Origin of the sequence: Xanthomonas albilineans, assembly GCF_002939705.1 — a bacterium.
Lineage (GTDB): Bacteria > Pseudomonadota > Gammaproteobacteria > Xanthomonadales > Xanthomonadaceae > Xanthomonas_A > Xanthomonas_A albilineans.
The window spans coordinates 253,153-268,278 of the sequence record NZ_MDCB01000002.1 but is presented as its reverse complement, the minus strand read 5'-3'; the positions used below and the strand labels follow the sequence as shown (position 1 = coordinate 268,278).

General features: G+C 64.2%; 14 protein-coding genes. 7 read left to right on the top strand and 7 right to left on the bottom strand.

The window, feature by feature from the left end:
• Positions 1-19 precede the first annotated feature (19 nt).
• Positions 20-679, top strand: coding sequence for an energy transducer TonB (locus tag XalbCFBP2523_RS02715; protein ID WP_045765835.1), 660 nt, complete (start codon positions 20-22; stop codon positions 677-679).
• 385 nt (positions 680-1,064) lie between these two features.
• Here XalbCFBP2523_RS02715 and aroA read toward each other — a convergent pair whose 3' ends face one another.
• The 3 genes from aroA to serC all read right to left on the bottom strand — a co-directional run bounded on the left by aroA (position 1,065) and on the right by serC (position 4,804).
• On the bottom strand, positions 1,065-2,378 hold the full coding sequence (gene aroA, locus XalbCFBP2523_RS02710; RefSeq protein ID WP_104629891.1) for a 3-phosphoshikimate 1-carboxyvinyltransferase: 1,314 nt from the start codon (positions 2,376-2,378) through the stop codon (positions 1,065-1,067).
• A gap of 98 nt (positions 2,379-2,476) precedes the next feature.
• On the bottom strand, positions 2,477-3,640 hold the full coding sequence (gene pheA, locus XalbCFBP2523_RS02705; RefSeq protein ID WP_045765836.1) for a prephenate dehydratase: 1,164 nt from the start codon (positions 3,638-3,640) through the stop codon (positions 2,477-2,479).
• Between the two features lie 78 nt (positions 3,641-3,718).
• Positions 3,719-4,804, bottom strand: a complete 1,086-nt coding sequence (serC, locus tag XalbCFBP2523_RS02700) for a 3-phosphoserine/phosphohydroxythreonine transaminase (protein ID WP_012916201.1) — start codon at positions 4,802-4,804, stop codon at positions 3,719-3,721.
• 153 nt (positions 4,805-4,957) lie between these two features.
• Between serC and msrP the strand changes: the two genes are divergently transcribed.
• Complete coding sequence (gene msrP / locus XalbCFBP2523_RS02695) at positions 4,958-5,926, top strand: protein-methionine-sulfoxide reductase catalytic subunit MsrP (protein WP_012916202.1); 969 nt, start codon at positions 4,958-4,960, stop codon at positions 5,924-5,926.
• Positions 5,927-6,044: 118 nt separating this feature from the next.
• A complete protein-coding gene (msrQ, locus tag XalbCFBP2523_RS02690) occupies positions 6,045-6,635 on the top strand; it encodes a protein-methionine-sulfoxide reductase heme-binding subunit MsrQ (protein WP_045765837.1) in 591 nt (196 codons plus the stop codon).
• Here the strand turns inward: msrQ and XalbCFBP2523_RS02685 are convergent.
• A complete protein-coding gene (locus XalbCFBP2523_RS02685; protein ID WP_045756880.1) occupies positions 6,604-7,401 on the bottom strand; it encodes an FHA domain-containing protein in 798 nt (265 codons plus the stop codon). The genes msrQ and XalbCFBP2523_RS02685 overlap by 32 nt on opposite strands.
• Positions 7,402-7,520: 119 nt before the next feature.
• Here XalbCFBP2523_RS02685 and XalbCFBP2523_RS02680 point away from each other — a divergent pair, with 119 nt between their 5' ends.
• Positions 7,521-7,796: a polyhydroxyalkanoic acid system family protein gene (locus XalbCFBP2523_RS02680; RefSeq protein WP_012916205.1), complete on the top strand. Its 276-nt coding sequence runs from the start codon at positions 7,521-7,523 to the stop codon at positions 7,794-7,796.
• A 136-nt stretch (positions 7,797-7,932) separates the two neighbouring features.
• On the opposite strand, the gene XalbCFBP2523_RS02675 is transcribed toward XalbCFBP2523_RS02680, so the two are convergent.
• Entirely contained in the window at positions 7,933-8,652 is a 720-nt protein-coding gene (locus tag XalbCFBP2523_RS02675; protein ID WP_045765838.1) for a DUF8198 family protein, read from the bottom strand.
• Between the two features lie 87 nt (positions 8,653-8,739).
• On the opposite strand from XalbCFBP2523_RS02675, the gene XalbCFBP2523_RS02670 reads away from it, so the two are divergent.
• From XalbCFBP2523_RS02670 to XalbCFBP2523_RS02660, 3 genes are all read left to right on the top strand, one after another.
• Positions 8,740-10,011 carry a patatin-like phospholipase family protein gene (locus XalbCFBP2523_RS02670; RefSeq protein WP_012916207.1) on the top strand — a complete coding sequence of 424 codons (1,272 nt, stop codon included), beginning with the start codon at positions 8,740-8,742 and terminating at the stop codon, positions 10,009-10,011.
• 114 nt (positions 10,012-10,125) lie between these two features.
• Complete coding sequence (locus XalbCFBP2523_RS02665; RefSeq protein ID WP_045760756.1) at positions 10,126-10,755, top strand: phasin family protein; 630 nt, start codon at positions 10,126-10,128, stop codon at positions 10,753-10,755.
• A 187-nt stretch (positions 10,756-10,942) separates the two neighbouring features.
• Positions 10,943-11,950 carry a restriction endonuclease gene (locus XalbCFBP2523_RS02660; RefSeq protein WP_104629890.1) on the top strand — a complete coding sequence of 336 codons (1,008 nt, stop codon included), beginning with the start codon at positions 10,943-10,945 and terminating at the stop codon, positions 11,948-11,950.
• A gap of 320 nt (positions 11,951-12,270) precedes the next feature.
• Here the strand turns inward: XalbCFBP2523_RS02660 and XalbCFBP2523_RS02655 are convergent, their stop codons facing one another.
• On the bottom strand, positions 12,271-14,259 hold the full coding sequence (locus XalbCFBP2523_RS02655) for an SDR family oxidoreductase (RefSeq protein ID WP_045765840.1): 1,989 nt from the start codon (positions 14,257-14,259) through the stop codon (positions 12,271-12,273).
• A 135-nt stretch (positions 14,260-14,394) separates the two neighbouring features.
• Entirely contained in the window at positions 14,395-15,126 is a 732-nt protein-coding gene (gene hutC / locus XalbCFBP2523_RS02650) for a histidine utilization transcriptional repressor HutC (RefSeq protein WP_045762155.1), read from the bottom strand.

The window sequence follows — 15,126 nt, the reverse complement described above, 5'->3', positions numbered from 1 at the left end:
GCTACCCACGGTGAATCCCATGCCCGCCTCCTCCCCGTCCTCCAACTCCGACCGCGTGTTGCATCTACCATGGCGCCTGCTCGCGATCACAGGCAGCGCCTTCGCCACCGGTCTGCTGTTGTTCTCGGTGGTCTGGCTGTTCGGACGCAAAAACGAGGATTTCCATCAAGCGCAGACAGCACAAGTAGCGCAGGAGACGGCACCGATCAAACCTCTACCTGAACCGCTACCCGCCAGCAACGGCGCCAGCGAAATGCCGCAGGCCAAACCGTCACCGCCGCAGGAGACGCCGAAGCTGGTCGAAACAGCCCCCACTCCACCACCTGCGCGCACCTCCAGCGCAGTGACAACCGGCGCCGAGGCTAGCGTCCCCTCCCCTGTCGCCAGGGCATCCGCGACAAGCGACCGGCCGGTACCGATCGAAGGTCAGATGCCGCCACCACGCTATCCGGCGGAGGCGTTGCGTCGTGGCGAGGCCGGCACGGCGGTGGTCCGCGTCGACGTGGACAACAGCGGGATGCCCACCAACGTGGCGCTCATCAAACGCAGCGGCTCGCGCGATCTGGACCGCGCGGCGATGGAAAGCGTGCGCCGCTGGCGGTTCCGTCCTGCGCAACAGAACGGACGGCCGGTGCCAGCCAGCATCGATATCCCGATCGATTTCAAGCCGGGACCGTAGCTGAATCCAAGCCCTGACACAGCGACCGTGTTCACATGCAAGTGACACAGCGCGCGAGGATCTTGGACAACACTACAGGCGTCCTCTCACGGTGCAGGAGTGCCGTCATGTCGAGTCACTACAAGACAACACCGCATCCGAATGACTGGCGACACGACCGTGCGCCAGAGGTAGGTGCAGACCAAGGTTCTCCGTGGGCATGGATGATCGTGATCGTCCTGGCATTGGGGGCTTGCGGGTGGTGGCTAGGGTTCGATCAAGAGGCTGGTATCAGCAGCCCACACACGTCATCGGCGACACCGGCCAACGACCCGCCGCCCCCGCAGAAGCGCCCAGGCTGATACCCACGAGTGCGCGCTGGGCGCGCAGTGCTCCCACTGCGCCATCAGGCTTCGCGCAAAGCGAACCCCGCATGACGCGCCAATGCGTCGAACCCCGGGAATGACGTCGCCACATTGGCGACCTCTTCGATTCTCACTTCACCCTGTGCCAACTGCCCGGCGATGGCGAAGGCCATCGCGATGCGGTGATCGCCGTGACTTTCGATCGTGCCCGCGCCCAACGTGCCGCCGTGGATGGTGGCACCGTCCGGCGTCTCATCGACGACGATGCCGAGCGTGCGCAGACCGGTGGCCATCGCCGCCAACCGATCCGACTCCTTCACTCGCAATTCGGCAGCACCGCTGACCACGGTCCGCCCCTGCGCCGCAGCGGCGGCGATAAACAACGCAGGGAATTCGTCGATCATGTCCGGCACCACCGTTTCCGGGATCTTGGCACCACGCAGCAGGGCATAACGCACGCGCAGATCGGCCACCGGCTCGCCGCCATGCTCGCTGTGGTTGTGCTCGACGATGTCGGCGCCCATCAGCCTTAGCGCCGCGAGCAGACCCGTGCGACGCGGATTGAGTCCGACTGCCTTCAAGGTGATGTCCGAGCCGGGGATGATGCTGGCCGCAACAATAAAGAACGCGGCAGAAGAGAAATCCGCCGGCACCGCGATATCGGTGGCACGCAGGCGCTGACCGCCGCGCAAGCGCGCCTGCCCCGGTGCGAACGCGATCTCTACCCCGAACGCGGACAACATGCGCTCGGTGTAGTCGCGGGTGGGATGCGGCTCCTGCACGAAGGTGACACCCTCTGCATACAACCCAGCCAGCAGCACGGCGGACTTGACCTGCGCGCTGGCCACCGGCGAGACGAAATCGATCGCACGCAATGCCTGACCACCATGGATGCGCAGCGGCGGCACGCCATTGGCCGCGGTGTCGATCCGCGCCCCCATCAACGCCAGCGGCTCGGTCACCCGACGCATCGGCCGCTTGGACAACGACGCATCGCCGACCAGCACGCTGTCGAACGGCTGCGCCGCGAGCAGGCCGGCGAGCAGACGCATGCCGGTGCCCGCATTGCCGCAATCCAATTCGCCCTGTGGCGCCCGCAGCCCATCGACGCCAACGCCATGTACAAGGCGCTGCGATGGCGACGGCGTTTCGATCCGCACCCCAAGCTTGGCGAAGATCGCCGCAGTCGAGCGTGTATCCTCGCCTTCGAGGAACCCATCGATCCGCGACACACCATCGGCCAGCGCCGCGAACATCACCGCCCGGTGCGATACCGATTTATCGCCCGGCACCGTCAGCGTACCCTGCAGTGCAGTTCCTTTGGTTGCGATCCAGCCTTGCTCGTTGCTCATCATCGTTCCTGAAAGTCACACCAAGCCCAGAAGGGCCCCGCCACGTCACTACGGTTGCTACCGTGATTCTCGACAACGCACCCTTGGCATCGGCAACACGATCAAGGCACTGACACCGGATACGCCCCCAACACCTTGATCTGCGCCGAGTGCGCCTTCAATTCGGCCAACGCCTGCTTCATCGCCTCGTCCTCTACGTGCCCGGCCAAGTCGATGAAGAATCCGTACTCCCACTTCCCCTGATGCGATGGACGCGACTCGATCCGATTCATGCTGATGCCATGCCGCGCAAATGGGCTGAGCACATCGAACAGGGCGCCAGGCTTGTCGTGAATGAACACCAGCACCGACGTGCGATCGTGCCCGGACGGCGGAAAAATCTTGCGCCCAATCACCAGGAAACGCGTGGTGTTGTCGGCATCGTCCTCAATCGATTTGGTGACGACCTTCTTAAGCGCGTACACCTGCGCCGCGCTCTCTCCGCCAATCGCGGCCGCATCGTCGGCATTGCGCGCGCGGCGCGCGCCCTCGGCATTGCTGGACACGGGGATCTTCTCGACCTTCGGCAAGTGCGCGCGCAACCAGCCGGCGGTCTGCGCGAACGCCTGTGGATGCGCGTAGATGCGCTCGATCGCATCCAGCCGCCCACTGCGCGACAGTAGGAACTGATGCACGCGCAACTCGGTCTCGCCACAAATCTTCAGCTTGGAAGTGATGAACATGTCCAGGGTGACCTGGATGGTGCCCTGCCCGGAATTCTCCACCGGCACCACGCCGAAATCGGCATTGCCGTTCTCCACTTCCTGGAACACTTCCTCGATCGACGCCATCGGCATGCCCACCGCCGAGCGGCCGAAGTGCTTGAGCACCGCCTGCTCGCTGAAGGTGCCTTCAGGGCCGAGATAGCCGACCTTGAGCGGCTCCTGCTGCGCCAGACACGCCGACATGATCTCGCGGAACACGTGCACCAGCACTTCGTCGCTGAGCGGGCCCTGGTTACGGTCCACCACCATCCGCAGCACTTGCGCCTCGCGCTCCGGACGGTAGTAGTCCACCGCCGCAGCAAGCTTGCCCTTGGCCAGGCCGACCTGGCGGGCAAACTGCGCACGCTCGGCGATCAAGGCCTGGATGGTACGGTCGATCTCATCGATCTTGGCACGCACGTCGGCCAGCGCGGGTGAAGCGGCGGATTTGGCGACGCTGCCGGAGGTAGGCTTGGCCGCTTTGGCACCAGCGGAGGGGGATTTTTTCGGCTTTGCGGCCATGGCTCATGGTTCCTTGATATTCCGGATGTACCGACAAGGCCATCCGGTCGCGGCTGAAGCCGCTTCTACAGTGACGACTCAGCCGTTGCGTTGCTGGAAATCGCGCATGAAATCGACCAATGCCTGCGCTCCGGCAAATGGCATCGCGTTGTACAGCGAGGCGCGAATGCCACCGACCGCCTTATGCCCCTTCAACGCCAGGAGCCCGGCCGCCTTGGACTCGGCGACAAAACGCGCGGTGAGGGTTTCGTCGGGCAGGAAGAACGGGATATTCATCCGCGAACGCGCCGCAGGCACCACTTGGTTGCGGTAGAAGCCGCCGGAGGCGTCGATTGCCGCGTACACCAGCCCCGACTTGGCGCGGTTGCGGCGCGCGAATTCCTCCACCCCGCCCTCGGCCAACATCCACTTGAATACCAGCCCGGCCAGATACCAGTTCCAGGTCGGCGGCGTGTTGAGCATCGAGTCGCGCGCCACATGCGAGCGGTAGTCGAAGATGTCCGCTCGCGGCTGCCCTGCCCGCTGCAACAGATCGCGACGGACGATCACCACCGCCACACCCACCGGGCCAAGATTTTTCTGCGCACCGGCATACAGCAGCGCGTAGTTGGAGACGTCGATCGGCTCGGAGGCGATGCTGGAACTGAAATCGGCGAACAGCGGCACCGCCCCGACGTCCGGCGTCTCGCGGAATTCCACGCCATGAATGGTTTCGTTGGCGGTGATGTGGACATAAGCGGCATCGGCGCTGAGCTGCCAGCCGGTGCGCGCAGGAATATCGCGGAAATCATCGGCCTCGCTGCTGGCAGCCACATGGACCTTGACGTAAGGCGTGACCTGTTTGATCGCCGTCTTGCTCCAGTGCCCGGTGACCACGTAGTCCACGGTCTGCCCCGGCGCGGCGAAGTTCAATGCTAGCAGCGCCTGCTGGGTGGTGGCCCCACCGGACAGGAACAGCACGGCGTAATCGTCGGAAATGCCGAGCAACTGCCGTAGATCAGCCTCGGCCTGCGCCGCCACTTCCATAAATTCGGGGCCGCGATGACTCAGCTCGACGAGGGAAGCCCCCACGCCATTCCACTCCAACATCTCCGCCTGCGCCTGACGCAGGACCGATTCCGGCAAGGCAGCGGGGCCGGCACTGAAATTGAACGCGCGGGTCATGGGGCACCTATCCGAAAGGCCCTCTAGTATGCCGCAGTGCAACAGCTTGCGGCCCGGCAATTTAGGTTGCAGATGCATCCATTGGCCTGGCAGACGCGTAATCTGTGCTGAAATCCCTGTCATCACTCACTCGCCTCCAGCCAGGAGTCCGCCATGTCCTTGCGCGATGCACTCAAGATTCCCAGCCGCGAGATCACCGACGAGGCGGTCTACCGCGACCGGCGTCGCCTACTGCAAGTGTTGGCGCTGGGGCCGATGTCGGGCCTGGTCGGCTGCGCCGCCGCCGAGCCACCAGCACCACCGAAAACCGTCGTGACCGTGGAACAAGCCCGCAGCGGCTTCCGTACCAATGAAGAACTCACCCGCTACGAGGACGTGACCAGCTACAACAACTTCTACGAGTTCGGCACCGACAAGACCGATCCGTCGAAAGCGGCCAAGACCCTTCGCACCTCGCCCTGGTCGGTCAAGGTTTCCGGCGAATGCGACAAACCCGGCACCCTGGCGCTGAACGACCTGCTCAAGGGCAGTACGCCGGAGGAGCGCATCTACCGCCTGCGCTGCGTCGAAGGCTGGTCGATGGTGATTCCATGGCTGGGCGTGCCGTTGGGCGAAGTACTCAAGCGCTTCGCGCCGACCTCCAAGGCCAAGTACGTCGCCTTCACCACACTGGCCGATCCACAGCAAATGCCGGGCATCCGCTACCGCTCGATCGACTGGCCGTACAAGGAAGGCCTGCGTATCGACGAGGCGATGCACCCGCTGACCCTGCTCGCCACCGGCCTGTATGGCAAACCATTGCCACAGCAGAACGGTGCGCCGCTACGCCTGGTGGTGCCATGGAAATACGGCTTCAAGAGCATCAAGTCGATCGTCGAGATCCGCTTTGTCGAACGCATGCCGGAGACCGCCTGGCATGAGCTGCAACCTTCCGAATACGGTTTCTTCTCCAACGTCAATCCCGCCGTGGACCACCCGCGCTGGAGCCAGAAAACCGAACGTCGCATCGCCGGCAAAGCCAGCAAACTGTTCGCCGAACGCATCCCAACCCGCCCATTCAACGGCTACGCCGATCAGGTCGCGGCACTTTATGCTGGGATGGATCTGAAGAAATGGTACTGAGCGTGCGCGACTCTGGAGAGCTGATTGGGGGCTCGAAAACGACGGACGCAATGGCAATGCACTGCGAGATGGCTGCGTGAGCCGTCGGGCATCGGGCAGCCTGATTGCCGCCAAAACGATGGTGCATGGACTGGCGATGCTGCCGATGGCCTGGCTGGGTTGGCAGTTCTGGCAGGTATGGCAGACCGGCAACGATGCACTCGGGGCCGATCCGGTGGCCGCGGTCGAGCACCGCACCGGCATCTGGGCGTTGCGGCTGTTGCTGCTGACCCTGGCCATCACGCCACTGCGGCAACTGACCGGGCAAGCGGTGCTGCTGCGCTTCCGGCGCATGCTCGGGCTGTACGCGTTCTTCTACGCCTGCGTACATGTGGTCGCTTATCTGGGATTGGATTTGCGCGGTTACTGGGCACAAATCTTCGAGGAGATCGTCAAGCGTCCCTACATCACGGTCGGCTTCCTCGCCTGGCTGCTGCTGATCCCGCTGGCGATCACCTCCACCCAGGGCTGGATGCGCCGGCTCAAGCGCAACTGGGGCAAGTTGCACAAGGCCATCTACGCGATCGGCGTGCTGGCAGTGCTGCATTTTTGGTGGCTGGTGAAATCGGATATCCGCGAACCATTGCTGTACGCAGCGATCCTGGCCTCGCTGCTGGGCTGGCGTGGCTGGCGTGCGCTCAGCGCGCGCCGAACCACAGCAATCCGCTGAGCGCGGCGGCCAATAGCAGCGCGCTGAGCAACAGCCACGGCCACCGGCGCACAGTTGCTGGACGCGCCATCGCGGTGTGCGTCGGTGTCTGCGCCGCACGCGCCGGATCGCGCATCTGCGGCTCGCCGCCGCTTGCCTGCGGCATTTCCAATACGAAGCGGTGTTGTGCGTCGAACACCACTTGATCGCCCGATTGCAGCCAACAGTTGCGCACCACGATGCCATTGACCTGGGTCTGCGCGTCGCCGAGGCTGCGCAACAGCACTCGCTCGCCATGTCGCTCCAGACGTGCATGGCGCTCGGCGAAGGCGGGGTCGTCGATGCGGATGTCGCACTCGCGCAGGCGGCCGACATGGCGCACCCGGTCAAGGGTGAAACTGCGGCCGTGATGCTGGCCGCCGAGGCCTCGCAGGACAAGACAAGGATCTTCGTCCGCGGTATCGCGGGGGTCGGGCGGGCGTTGCAGCGATTGACAGGCTCCCTGCAGCACCATTTCCACGCCGTCGGCGTAGACCGCGTCGCCAGCGCGCAGCAGCGCCATGCGCCGCACCCGTCGTCCGTTCACGTGGATGCCGCGACTGCCGTCAGCGACCTGCAACCACAAACCGCGTTGATCCAGGCGAAACTGCGCAAGCAGCCGCGCTCCCTCGCTGTCCTCGACCAGTCTCACCTCACCGGAAGCCAGTCGCACGATGCAATGTATGCCCGCGCGCAGGGGCCAGTCGGGTTGTTGACGGTTGCTGAAATGGACTTGCAGATCGGGCACGGCGCGCAGCCTAGCAGGTTGAAGGCGTGCGCAGAAGCGCGTGACACCTGGACAATGCGGCGTACATCCGCACAATGCAGGATCGTTCATGCGGGTTGTTCACCCGCGCAGGAGCCAGCATGTCCAGCATCGACATCCGTCACGACCATGGCAAGACCCCCGCGCAAGCGCGCAAGGCGATCGACGCCGCCGCCAAGAAACTGGCCGAACGCTTCGATCTGGAATCGCGTTGGGAGGGCGATGCGCTGCTGTTTTCACGCTCCGGGGTGGACGGGCGCATCGAACTGTTACCCAAACAGGTGCATGTGACGGCCGAACTGGGCTTCCTGCTATCGGCAATGAAGGGCACGGTGGAAAGCGAGATCCAGCGGGTTCTCTCCGAAAAACTCAGCTGAGCGCCGCAATCGGCGCTTCGACTCTGGGTAAGCGGGCGACAGCGACCTCGCTCCCACATCCCACTACGCTGGGGCCAGCGCTCTGGTTGAGAGCTAAGTGGATGGCGGACTTGGACGACAGGCTTGTGCAGCAGCGTCAGTCGAACGCGAACGGCTGTGGGTGACCGGCGAACAGCCGCCGCGACGCGGCGCATTCGGCAGTTTCGATATCACTGATAAAGCCCTTCGCATCGCCTAGCCTGAAGAACGCATCGAAACCACGCTCCAGGAATCCCTGTAGCTCCGACAATCCTGCCGCCTTGGCAGGACCGCGGGCGAAGCGCAGCAGCATGCGCACGCCCGGGGTCCGTACCGCCGAGGCCAGACCAAGACCGACGTCGGCGATCAGCTCGATCTGGCGCTGACGTAAACGCGGCAAGCCCGACCGCCGGTAAGCCTGGGCATAGAGATCCGTCTCCAGGCGCTGCTCCTTCGGCGCCAGTGCTTGCAGCACGACAGCCATGCGCAGATCAAGGGCGTGAGTCAACGCGCCCAGCTCGATGGCATCGACGACCGTGCCCAGCAACGCAGCGGGCATCAGCCGCTGCATCATTGGCAGTACCTTGACGATATCGGCATCGCGACGGCTGAAATCGCGGTCGCCATAGACGTCGGTGAGAAAGAACATCGCCGCAGGACGCCGCTGCGGATCTTGCAAAAAGTGCGCGAAACTGCGCTCCAGCCGCTGCGACTGCCAGCGCCGCAGTTCTTGCAACCAGGGCAGCGCGTTACGTGGCTCGCGTGCCGGATCGTGCAGCGCCTGGTGCCAGGCCAAACGGCGAGCGAGTCGTTCCAAGACGAGAGTGCTGCGTGCCATGACCGCCGATGATGGTCGTAGTCCCGCACGACCGCAATCATCACCGCGCTCGGCTACACTCACACCACTGCCCCTCGCGGACCGCGCATGCTTTCCCTCCACAGCGCCTCGCCACGCCCCCGTTCCAACGGCCGCATCGGTCTTGCCATCGCCGGCGGTGGTCCGATCGGCGGCATGTACGGCCTGGGGGCGTTGCGGGCGCTGGACGAGGCACTGGACGGGCTGGACCTGACCCGCCTGGATTGCTACGTGGGGGTCAGTTCCGGCGCGTTCCTGACCGCTGGCCTGGCCAACCGGGTGAGCAGCGCCGAGATTTGCCGGATCTTCGTCACCGGCAACAGCGACGATGCGCATTTCCGGCCCGAGGACTTCCTCCGTCCCAACGTCTACGAATACCTGCGCCGTGCCGCCACCCTGCCGCGGCTGGCCTATGGCTGGTGGCACGATCTGCTGACCGAGCCGCGCAAGACACGCTGGTCGGATCTGATCAGCCGCTTCGGCGGTCTGGTCCCCAGTGGGCTGTTCGACAACGCCGGCGTGGAGCGCTTCCTGCAGGACGTGTTCAGCCGCCGTGGCCGCAGTAACGACTTCCGCGCGCTGGACACGGATCTGTTCGTGGTCGCGGTGGACCTGGACAGCGGCCGTACCGTGCGCTTCGGCGAGCGCGGACTGGATCAGGTGCCGATCTCGCTCGCGGTGCAGGCCAGTGCCGCGCTGCCCGGGCTGTATCCGCCGGTGGAAATCGACGGGCACCACTACGTGGACGGTGCGCTGCGGCGCACGATGCACGCCTCCACCCTGCTGGAACGCGGCATCGACCTGATGATCGGGATCAATCCGCTGGTGCCCTACGACGCCACCCACGCACCGCGCCGCAACGGCCACATCGACCGCGCGCGGCTACTTGCCGGCGGTCTGCCAGCGGTGCTGTCGCAGACCTTCCGCACGCTGCTGCAGTCGCGCATGCAGGTCGGGCTGGAGAAATACGCACGGCAATATCCGCAGATCGACCAGATGGTGTTCGAGCCCAATGCCGACAACAGCGAACTGTTCTTCACCAATTTGTTCAGCTATTCCGCACGCCACCGGGTGTGCCAACTTGCCTACCGCAACACACTGTCCGATTTGCGTCGCAACGCGCAGACGCTGGAGCCGATGCTGGCCGCGCACGGCATCGCGCTGCGCCATGCGATCCTCAACGACCGCCACCGCACCTTCCTCGATGGCGTTGACGTGCAGCCGCGACGCATGACCGAAACCACCGCGCGGCTGCGACGTGCGCTGGACGATGTGGATCAGGTGGTCGCACAGCACCGCGCCAACCGCCGCGCCCGGCAGCGACCGCCGGACAACAATTAGCCCCACCGTCGGCCACGCGCTACTGCAGCGACAGGGTTGTGTGATTACTCTAGTCAACGTCGTAAGTTTAAGTCTCCAACTCAGCCACCCATCTGCCGAAGGAAACGTATCGTCATGGCCACTTTGAAGAAATCCGCACGTAAGCGGCGCAGTTCCACTGTCGCCGATGACAGCCTGCAGACACAGGCCGAGAAACTGTCCAAGCGCCTGGGCGAATCGGCACAACAAGTCTGGCTCGCTGGCGTGGGCGCCTTCGGCCGTGCCCAGGCTGAAGGCGGCAAGCTGTTCGAAACCCTGGTCAAGGAGGGGCTGAGCCTGGAAGAGAACACACGCAAGCTGGCCGGCGGTAGCGTCGATGCGGTACGCGATGCAGTCGAAAACCGGGTCGGTCAGGCCCGCGAGCGTGCAGCCGATACCTGGGACAGGCTGGAGAAAGTGTTCGAAGACCGGGTACAGCGCGCGCTGCGCCGGCTGGAAGTCCCTAGCCGGGAAGACCTCGGCGCCCTAATTGAGCGCGTGGACACGTTGAATGCCGAACTGCGCCATCTCGGCGGTAGGGGCCGGAGCGCGCAACCGGCTGGCAAAACCCCCACGGCGGCGAAACGGACATCCAAAACATCGACACCCCGCACCGGTGCGGGCAAACCTGCGACACCAGCGCGAGGGCCGGCGAAGTCCGCAGCGACCAAGGCGGCATCCACCAAGCGCGCCAGCCGCCAACGTACCGGGACACCTAAGGAATGACGGCGTTGCCCTGACTGCCGTCGCAGCGGCAGCGCCGGTCCGGCAGAAGACCGTTCGCTCAACGCCCCTGGCGGTTTCAGTATTAAGCGGGCCTTTACTAATCCGCCGCCTTCCTGATGCGGCCTTGCCGGGACCTTGACGCGCTAACGATACACTCGTGTCTCGAATTGTATACACGAGTGTAAGCATGTCCTCCTGGATTGTGGCAATAGTATTGGCAGTGACGGTATGGCTCGCCACCAGCCTTTACCTCTGGGTGGTCAGGCGTCGCGAAAACGAGACCACGGCCGGGCTGAATGCCCTGGTGGGCCTGCACTGGCGCGATTTTTCCCGCATGGTGCGGCGCGCGATGCGCGAGCAACGCGACCTCCACGACCCGATCGTGGAAGAAGACGCATCACTGGAACCAAAGAGCGATTTCGTGATGGTGCGCGGCGGCGAGCGCTGGCTACTGTCGTGCAAACACGGCCGCGCATACCGGATCGGCTCAAGCGCAGTCAACGAATTAGGTACGACTGCACGGCTGATGGGCGCTCGGGGTAGCATCCTGATCACCGAAGGCAAGGTGGAACGCGACGGCATCGCCGCCGCCGAGAAACAGGCGGTAGAGATCCTCGATGGTCGCCGCATCTGGCCGATGCTCAAACCATATCTGCCAAGCGAACTGGAAGACGGGGTCGTCGGCGCCAGCCGCCGACGCGCACAACGGCATATCAGCATCGCGGCTCTGGCCGCGCTCACCCTCGGACTTTTACTTGGCATCGGCGGCCTGCTACAACACGTCGGCGCGGCCGAGCCCGCAACAAGCACGGCCCTAGTGGCGATTGCGCAGACACCTGTGGCAGCCCACAGCGCGGCAACGGTCGGCACCAACTCAGCCCAGCCTATTACCGGCCACATCGTGGATGGACATGCTGAAAGTCGTGCAGATGTGTCGCCACCGGACCCGGCGAGCGAGCAGAGCCAACGTCATTCGATCTCCAAAGCCCTGGCACGAACCCCAGGGGTGATTCGCGGCATCTGGCAGACACCGATCACGCTGGTGATCGACCGCAACGGCGAAGACGCCCAAGTGTGGCCGCGCATCTGCAACGAGGTGGAGCGCTATTCTTCGCTGCGGAGCGTTCGCATCCAACTCAACCCGCGCCCAGGCCACGCTGAACCGGTACGCTGGCGGCAGTGTCAAACATTTTAAGAGCTGGCTAACAAAACATCGTCCGTCGCTGTCCAGCGAGCGCGGACAGCACGCAGGAGCCGCCGTGTGCAGTGGCGCATGAGGATTCCGAGCACTGTCAGCGCCCGTGCGCCCATCTGGCAGCGACGCCGTCGTTTCGTTAACTGAGCTCAGAGCCAAACGCGAAAACGGAATCCATCAAGAGGGAGGTTGCCAGCAGCGTCCCCCCGGTATGCATCACATCGCTAGCGCATCGGCAAGGTCGCAACGCGTGTCATCGCGGCAAATCAATAGACAGCGCTTGCCAATCCCGAATCCCTCGTCGAGAAACAGACCTTTCGTCACCAATGCACCCCGCGCATCAGCGCGGCGAAGGCAATCTGCTCCTGGCTGGGCTTGGCTTCGCGCAGTGCCTTGCGGTCGCCCTTGGCGGCGGCCGAATCCGGGAACAATTCGAAGGCGGTGTTCATCACCACCTCGTAGGCCTTTGGCGCCAACGCGTTGACCAGCGCGGCAAAGATGCCCAGACGCGTCGCCACGCGACTGGGGCGCTCGATGATCGCCTTGACCATCAGGTCGGCGGCCTCATCGACGCTCAACGTCGGCACGTTGTCGTACATCTTGGTCGGAGCGATCATCGGCGTCTTCACCAGCGGCATGTTGACCGTGGTGAAGCTGATGCCCTTGCTCGACAGTTCGCCCTGCGCACAGCGGCTCCAGGCGTCCAGCGCCGCCTTGGAAGCGACATACGCGGAGAAGCGCGGCGAATTGGCCAACACGCCGATCGAGCTGACGTTGATGATGTGCCCCTTGCGCCGCGCGGTCATGCCTGGCAGCACACCCATGATCAAGCGCAGACTACCGAAGTAGTTCAGTTGCATGGTCCGCTCGAAATCGTGGAAGCGGTCGTAGCTGAGTTCGATCGAGCGGCGGATCGAGCGACCAGCATTGTTGATCAATACGTCGACGCGGCCATGCGCTTGGAGCACGGTCTTGAGCAGGCGGTCGCACTCGTCCAGATCCGACAGGTCGGCGGTATAGGCGAACACCTTGCCGCCCTTGGCGTTCATCGCATCGCGTGCGGCATGCAGTTCCTGTTCGCCGCGCGCAACGATCAGGGTGATGGCCCCGGCCTCGGCAACGCGCTGTGCGGTGGCCAGGCCGATGCCCGACGAGCCGCCGGTGATCAACACCACTTTGCCGCGCACCTTGCCCTTGAGCGAGCGGTCGACGAACAGGTCCGGGTCCAACTGCCGTTCCCAGTAGTCCCACAGACGCCAGGCGTAGTCTTCCAGCCGCGGCAACGTAATGCCGCTGTCCTTGAGTGCGCGCTCGGTCTGGCGGCTATCAAAGCGGGTCGGATACGTAATGAACTTCAGCACCTCGCGCGGGATACGTAAATCCCGCAGCAGCATGCCGGTGAAGCGCTGGATCGGCGGCAGGCTGCCGATCGCGTCGCGAATATTGGCAGGCACGAAGGCAAACATCCGCGCATCCACCCGCAAGGTCATTTCCGGTGCATGGCCAGCGCGGCAAAAGATGTTGAGCAACTCGCCCATGCGCCGCGGCTCCGGATCGGTCAAGTGGAAGGTTTGGCCATCGAGCTTGGGTTTATGCGCGATGTGGTCCATCGCATCGGCGACGAAATCCACCGGCACCAGATTGATCCGCCCCCCTTCGATGCCCAGCATCGGCGCCCACGGCGGCAATAGCTGACGCAGCTTCTTGATCAGCGGGAAGAAGTAATACGGGCCGTCGATCTTGTCCATGGCGCCGCTGCGCGAATCGCCGACCACCATCGCCGGGCGATAGATACGCCACTTGATCCGCGTCTCGGCGCGCACCAGCGCCTCGGCGTCGTGCTTGGTACGCAGATAGGGATCGTCCAGCCCCTCGGCTTCCTCGAACATATCCTCGCGGAAAACACCCGGGTACAGCCCGGCCACCACGATCGAACTGGTGTGGTGGAACACACCAGCGCCGATCTGCGTAGCCAGTTCCAGCGCATTGCGCGTGCCGTCGAGATTGGCGAGGCGTTGCGCCTGGGCCTTGGCGGTAAGATCGTAAAGCCCGGCCAAGTGGAAGAAGTGCTTGACCTTGCCATTGAGCGCCTTGCACTGCGCCACGTCCAGCCCACAAGACGCGCTGCTCACATCCCCATGCATCACCACCAGGCGCTTGGGATCCCAACCCTGCTCGCGCACCAACGCATCGAACTTGCGCTGCGAATCCTTACGCAACAGCACATGCACGATGCCTTTGCGTCGCAGCAGATTGGTCATCAGATAGCGGCCGATGAAGCCGGTAGCGCCTGTCACGAAATACGTCATGCCCAGCTATCCCTCGTCCCGTGGCCACGGCCCTTGGCCCGCCCTCGGTACTAACTTGCCAGAGAGCGGCGAACAGGACAAACGCACGCTGGAGTATGGTGCCGGAGCGGGTGCCACAACGGCATCCGCAGCGCCTCAACGCTCACCAGGCGAGAACCGCGCGACCAGATCGTACGTGTCGCCGAGGAACACCTGACGCACGAAGGTCACCGGCAGCTCGCCACGCCAGGTGCGGCGATCGATCGACAGGCAGGCTGTGCCTGCCGCCACTTGCAACCACGCGGCCTGCGCGGCGTCGACGCCAACTGCACTGATGCGGTGTTCTGCGCGCGTCCAGGACACGTGTTGCAACAGCCAACTGCCCGGCGCGGTGATCGCGAAATCCATCTGCAAGGCTTCCGGTACCGCCACCGGGTTGATCACCCGTTCTTCCAATGCGAATGGGCGGCCATCGGCGAAATGCAGGCAATGCAAGGCCAGCAAAGTCCCTCCCGTGGCGACGTCCTGCTCCTGTGGCCGTGCCGAGTGCGCAGCGCGCTGCTGGCGTTCGAGCAACACGAAACGGTAGGCATGGCCACGCGCGGCGACCTCGACCGGGATGTCCGGGATTTCCAACGCAGCCTGCTCCATGTGCGGATGCGGGCGCGCCACGAACGAGCCAGCACGCCGCCGACGCTCAATCATGCCGGCATCGGCCAGCAGAGCCAGCACCTTGTTGACCGTCATCCGCGAACAACCGTATTGCGCCATCAATTCGTGCTCGAACGGAATCCGGTGGCCCGGAGGCCACGCGCCGCTACGGATACGCGCTTCGATCTCGCAGCGGATACGTTGGTTGAGCGGGATCGCGGGACGGTCCGAGTTCAT

Excerpts from the sequence above, each read along its gene's own strand:
- XalbCFBP2523_RS02715 (WP_045765835.1), top strand. The coding sequence starts at position 20 with ATGCCCGCCTCCTCCCCGTCCTCCAACTCCGACCGCGTGTTGCATCTA.
- aroA (WP_104629891.1), bottom strand. The coding sequence starts at position 2,378 with ATGATGAGCAACGAGCAAGGCTGGATCGCAACCAAAGGAACTGCACTG.
- pheA (WP_045765836.1), bottom strand. The coding sequence starts at position 3,640 with ATGGCCGCAAAGCCGAAAAAATCCCCCTCCGCTGGTGCCAAAGCGGCC.
- serC (WP_012916201.1), bottom strand. The coding sequence starts at position 4,804 with ATGACCCGCGCGTTCAATTTCAGTGCCGGCCCCGCTGCCTTGCCGGAA.
- msrP (WP_012916202.1), top strand. The coding sequence starts at position 4,958 with ATGTCCTTGCGCGATGCACTCAAGATTCCCAGCCGCGAGATCACCGAC.
- msrQ (WP_045765837.1), top strand. The coding sequence starts at position 6,045 with ATGGTGCATGGACTGGCGATGCTGCCGATGGCCTGGCTGGGTTGGCAG.
- XalbCFBP2523_RS02680 (WP_012916205.1), top strand. The coding sequence starts at position 7,521 with ATGTCCAGCATCGACATCCGTCACGACCATGGCAAGACCCCCGCGCAA.
- XalbCFBP2523_RS02675 (WP_045765838.1), bottom strand. The coding sequence starts at position 8,652 with ATGGCACGCAGCACTCTCGTCTTGGAACGACTCGCTCGCCGTTTGGCC.
- XalbCFBP2523_RS02670 (WP_012916207.1), top strand. The coding sequence starts at position 8,740 with ATGCTTTCCCTCCACAGCGCCTCGCCACGCCCCCGTTCCAACGGCCGC.
- XalbCFBP2523_RS02665 (WP_045760756.1), top strand. The coding sequence starts at position 10,126 with ATGGCCACTTTGAAGAAATCCGCACGTAAGCGGCGCAGTTCCACTGTC.
- XalbCFBP2523_RS02660 (WP_104629890.1), top strand. The coding sequence starts at position 10,943 with ATGTCCTCCTGGATTGTGGCAATAGTATTGGCAGTGACGGTATGGCTC.
- XalbCFBP2523_RS02655 (WP_045765840.1), bottom strand. The coding sequence starts at position 14,259 with ATGACGTATTTCGTGACAGGCGCTACCGGCTTCATCGGCCGCTATCTG.
- hutC (WP_045762155.1), bottom strand. The coding sequence starts at position 15,126 with ATGAACTCGGACCGTCCCGCGATCCCGCTCAACCAACGTATCCGCTGC.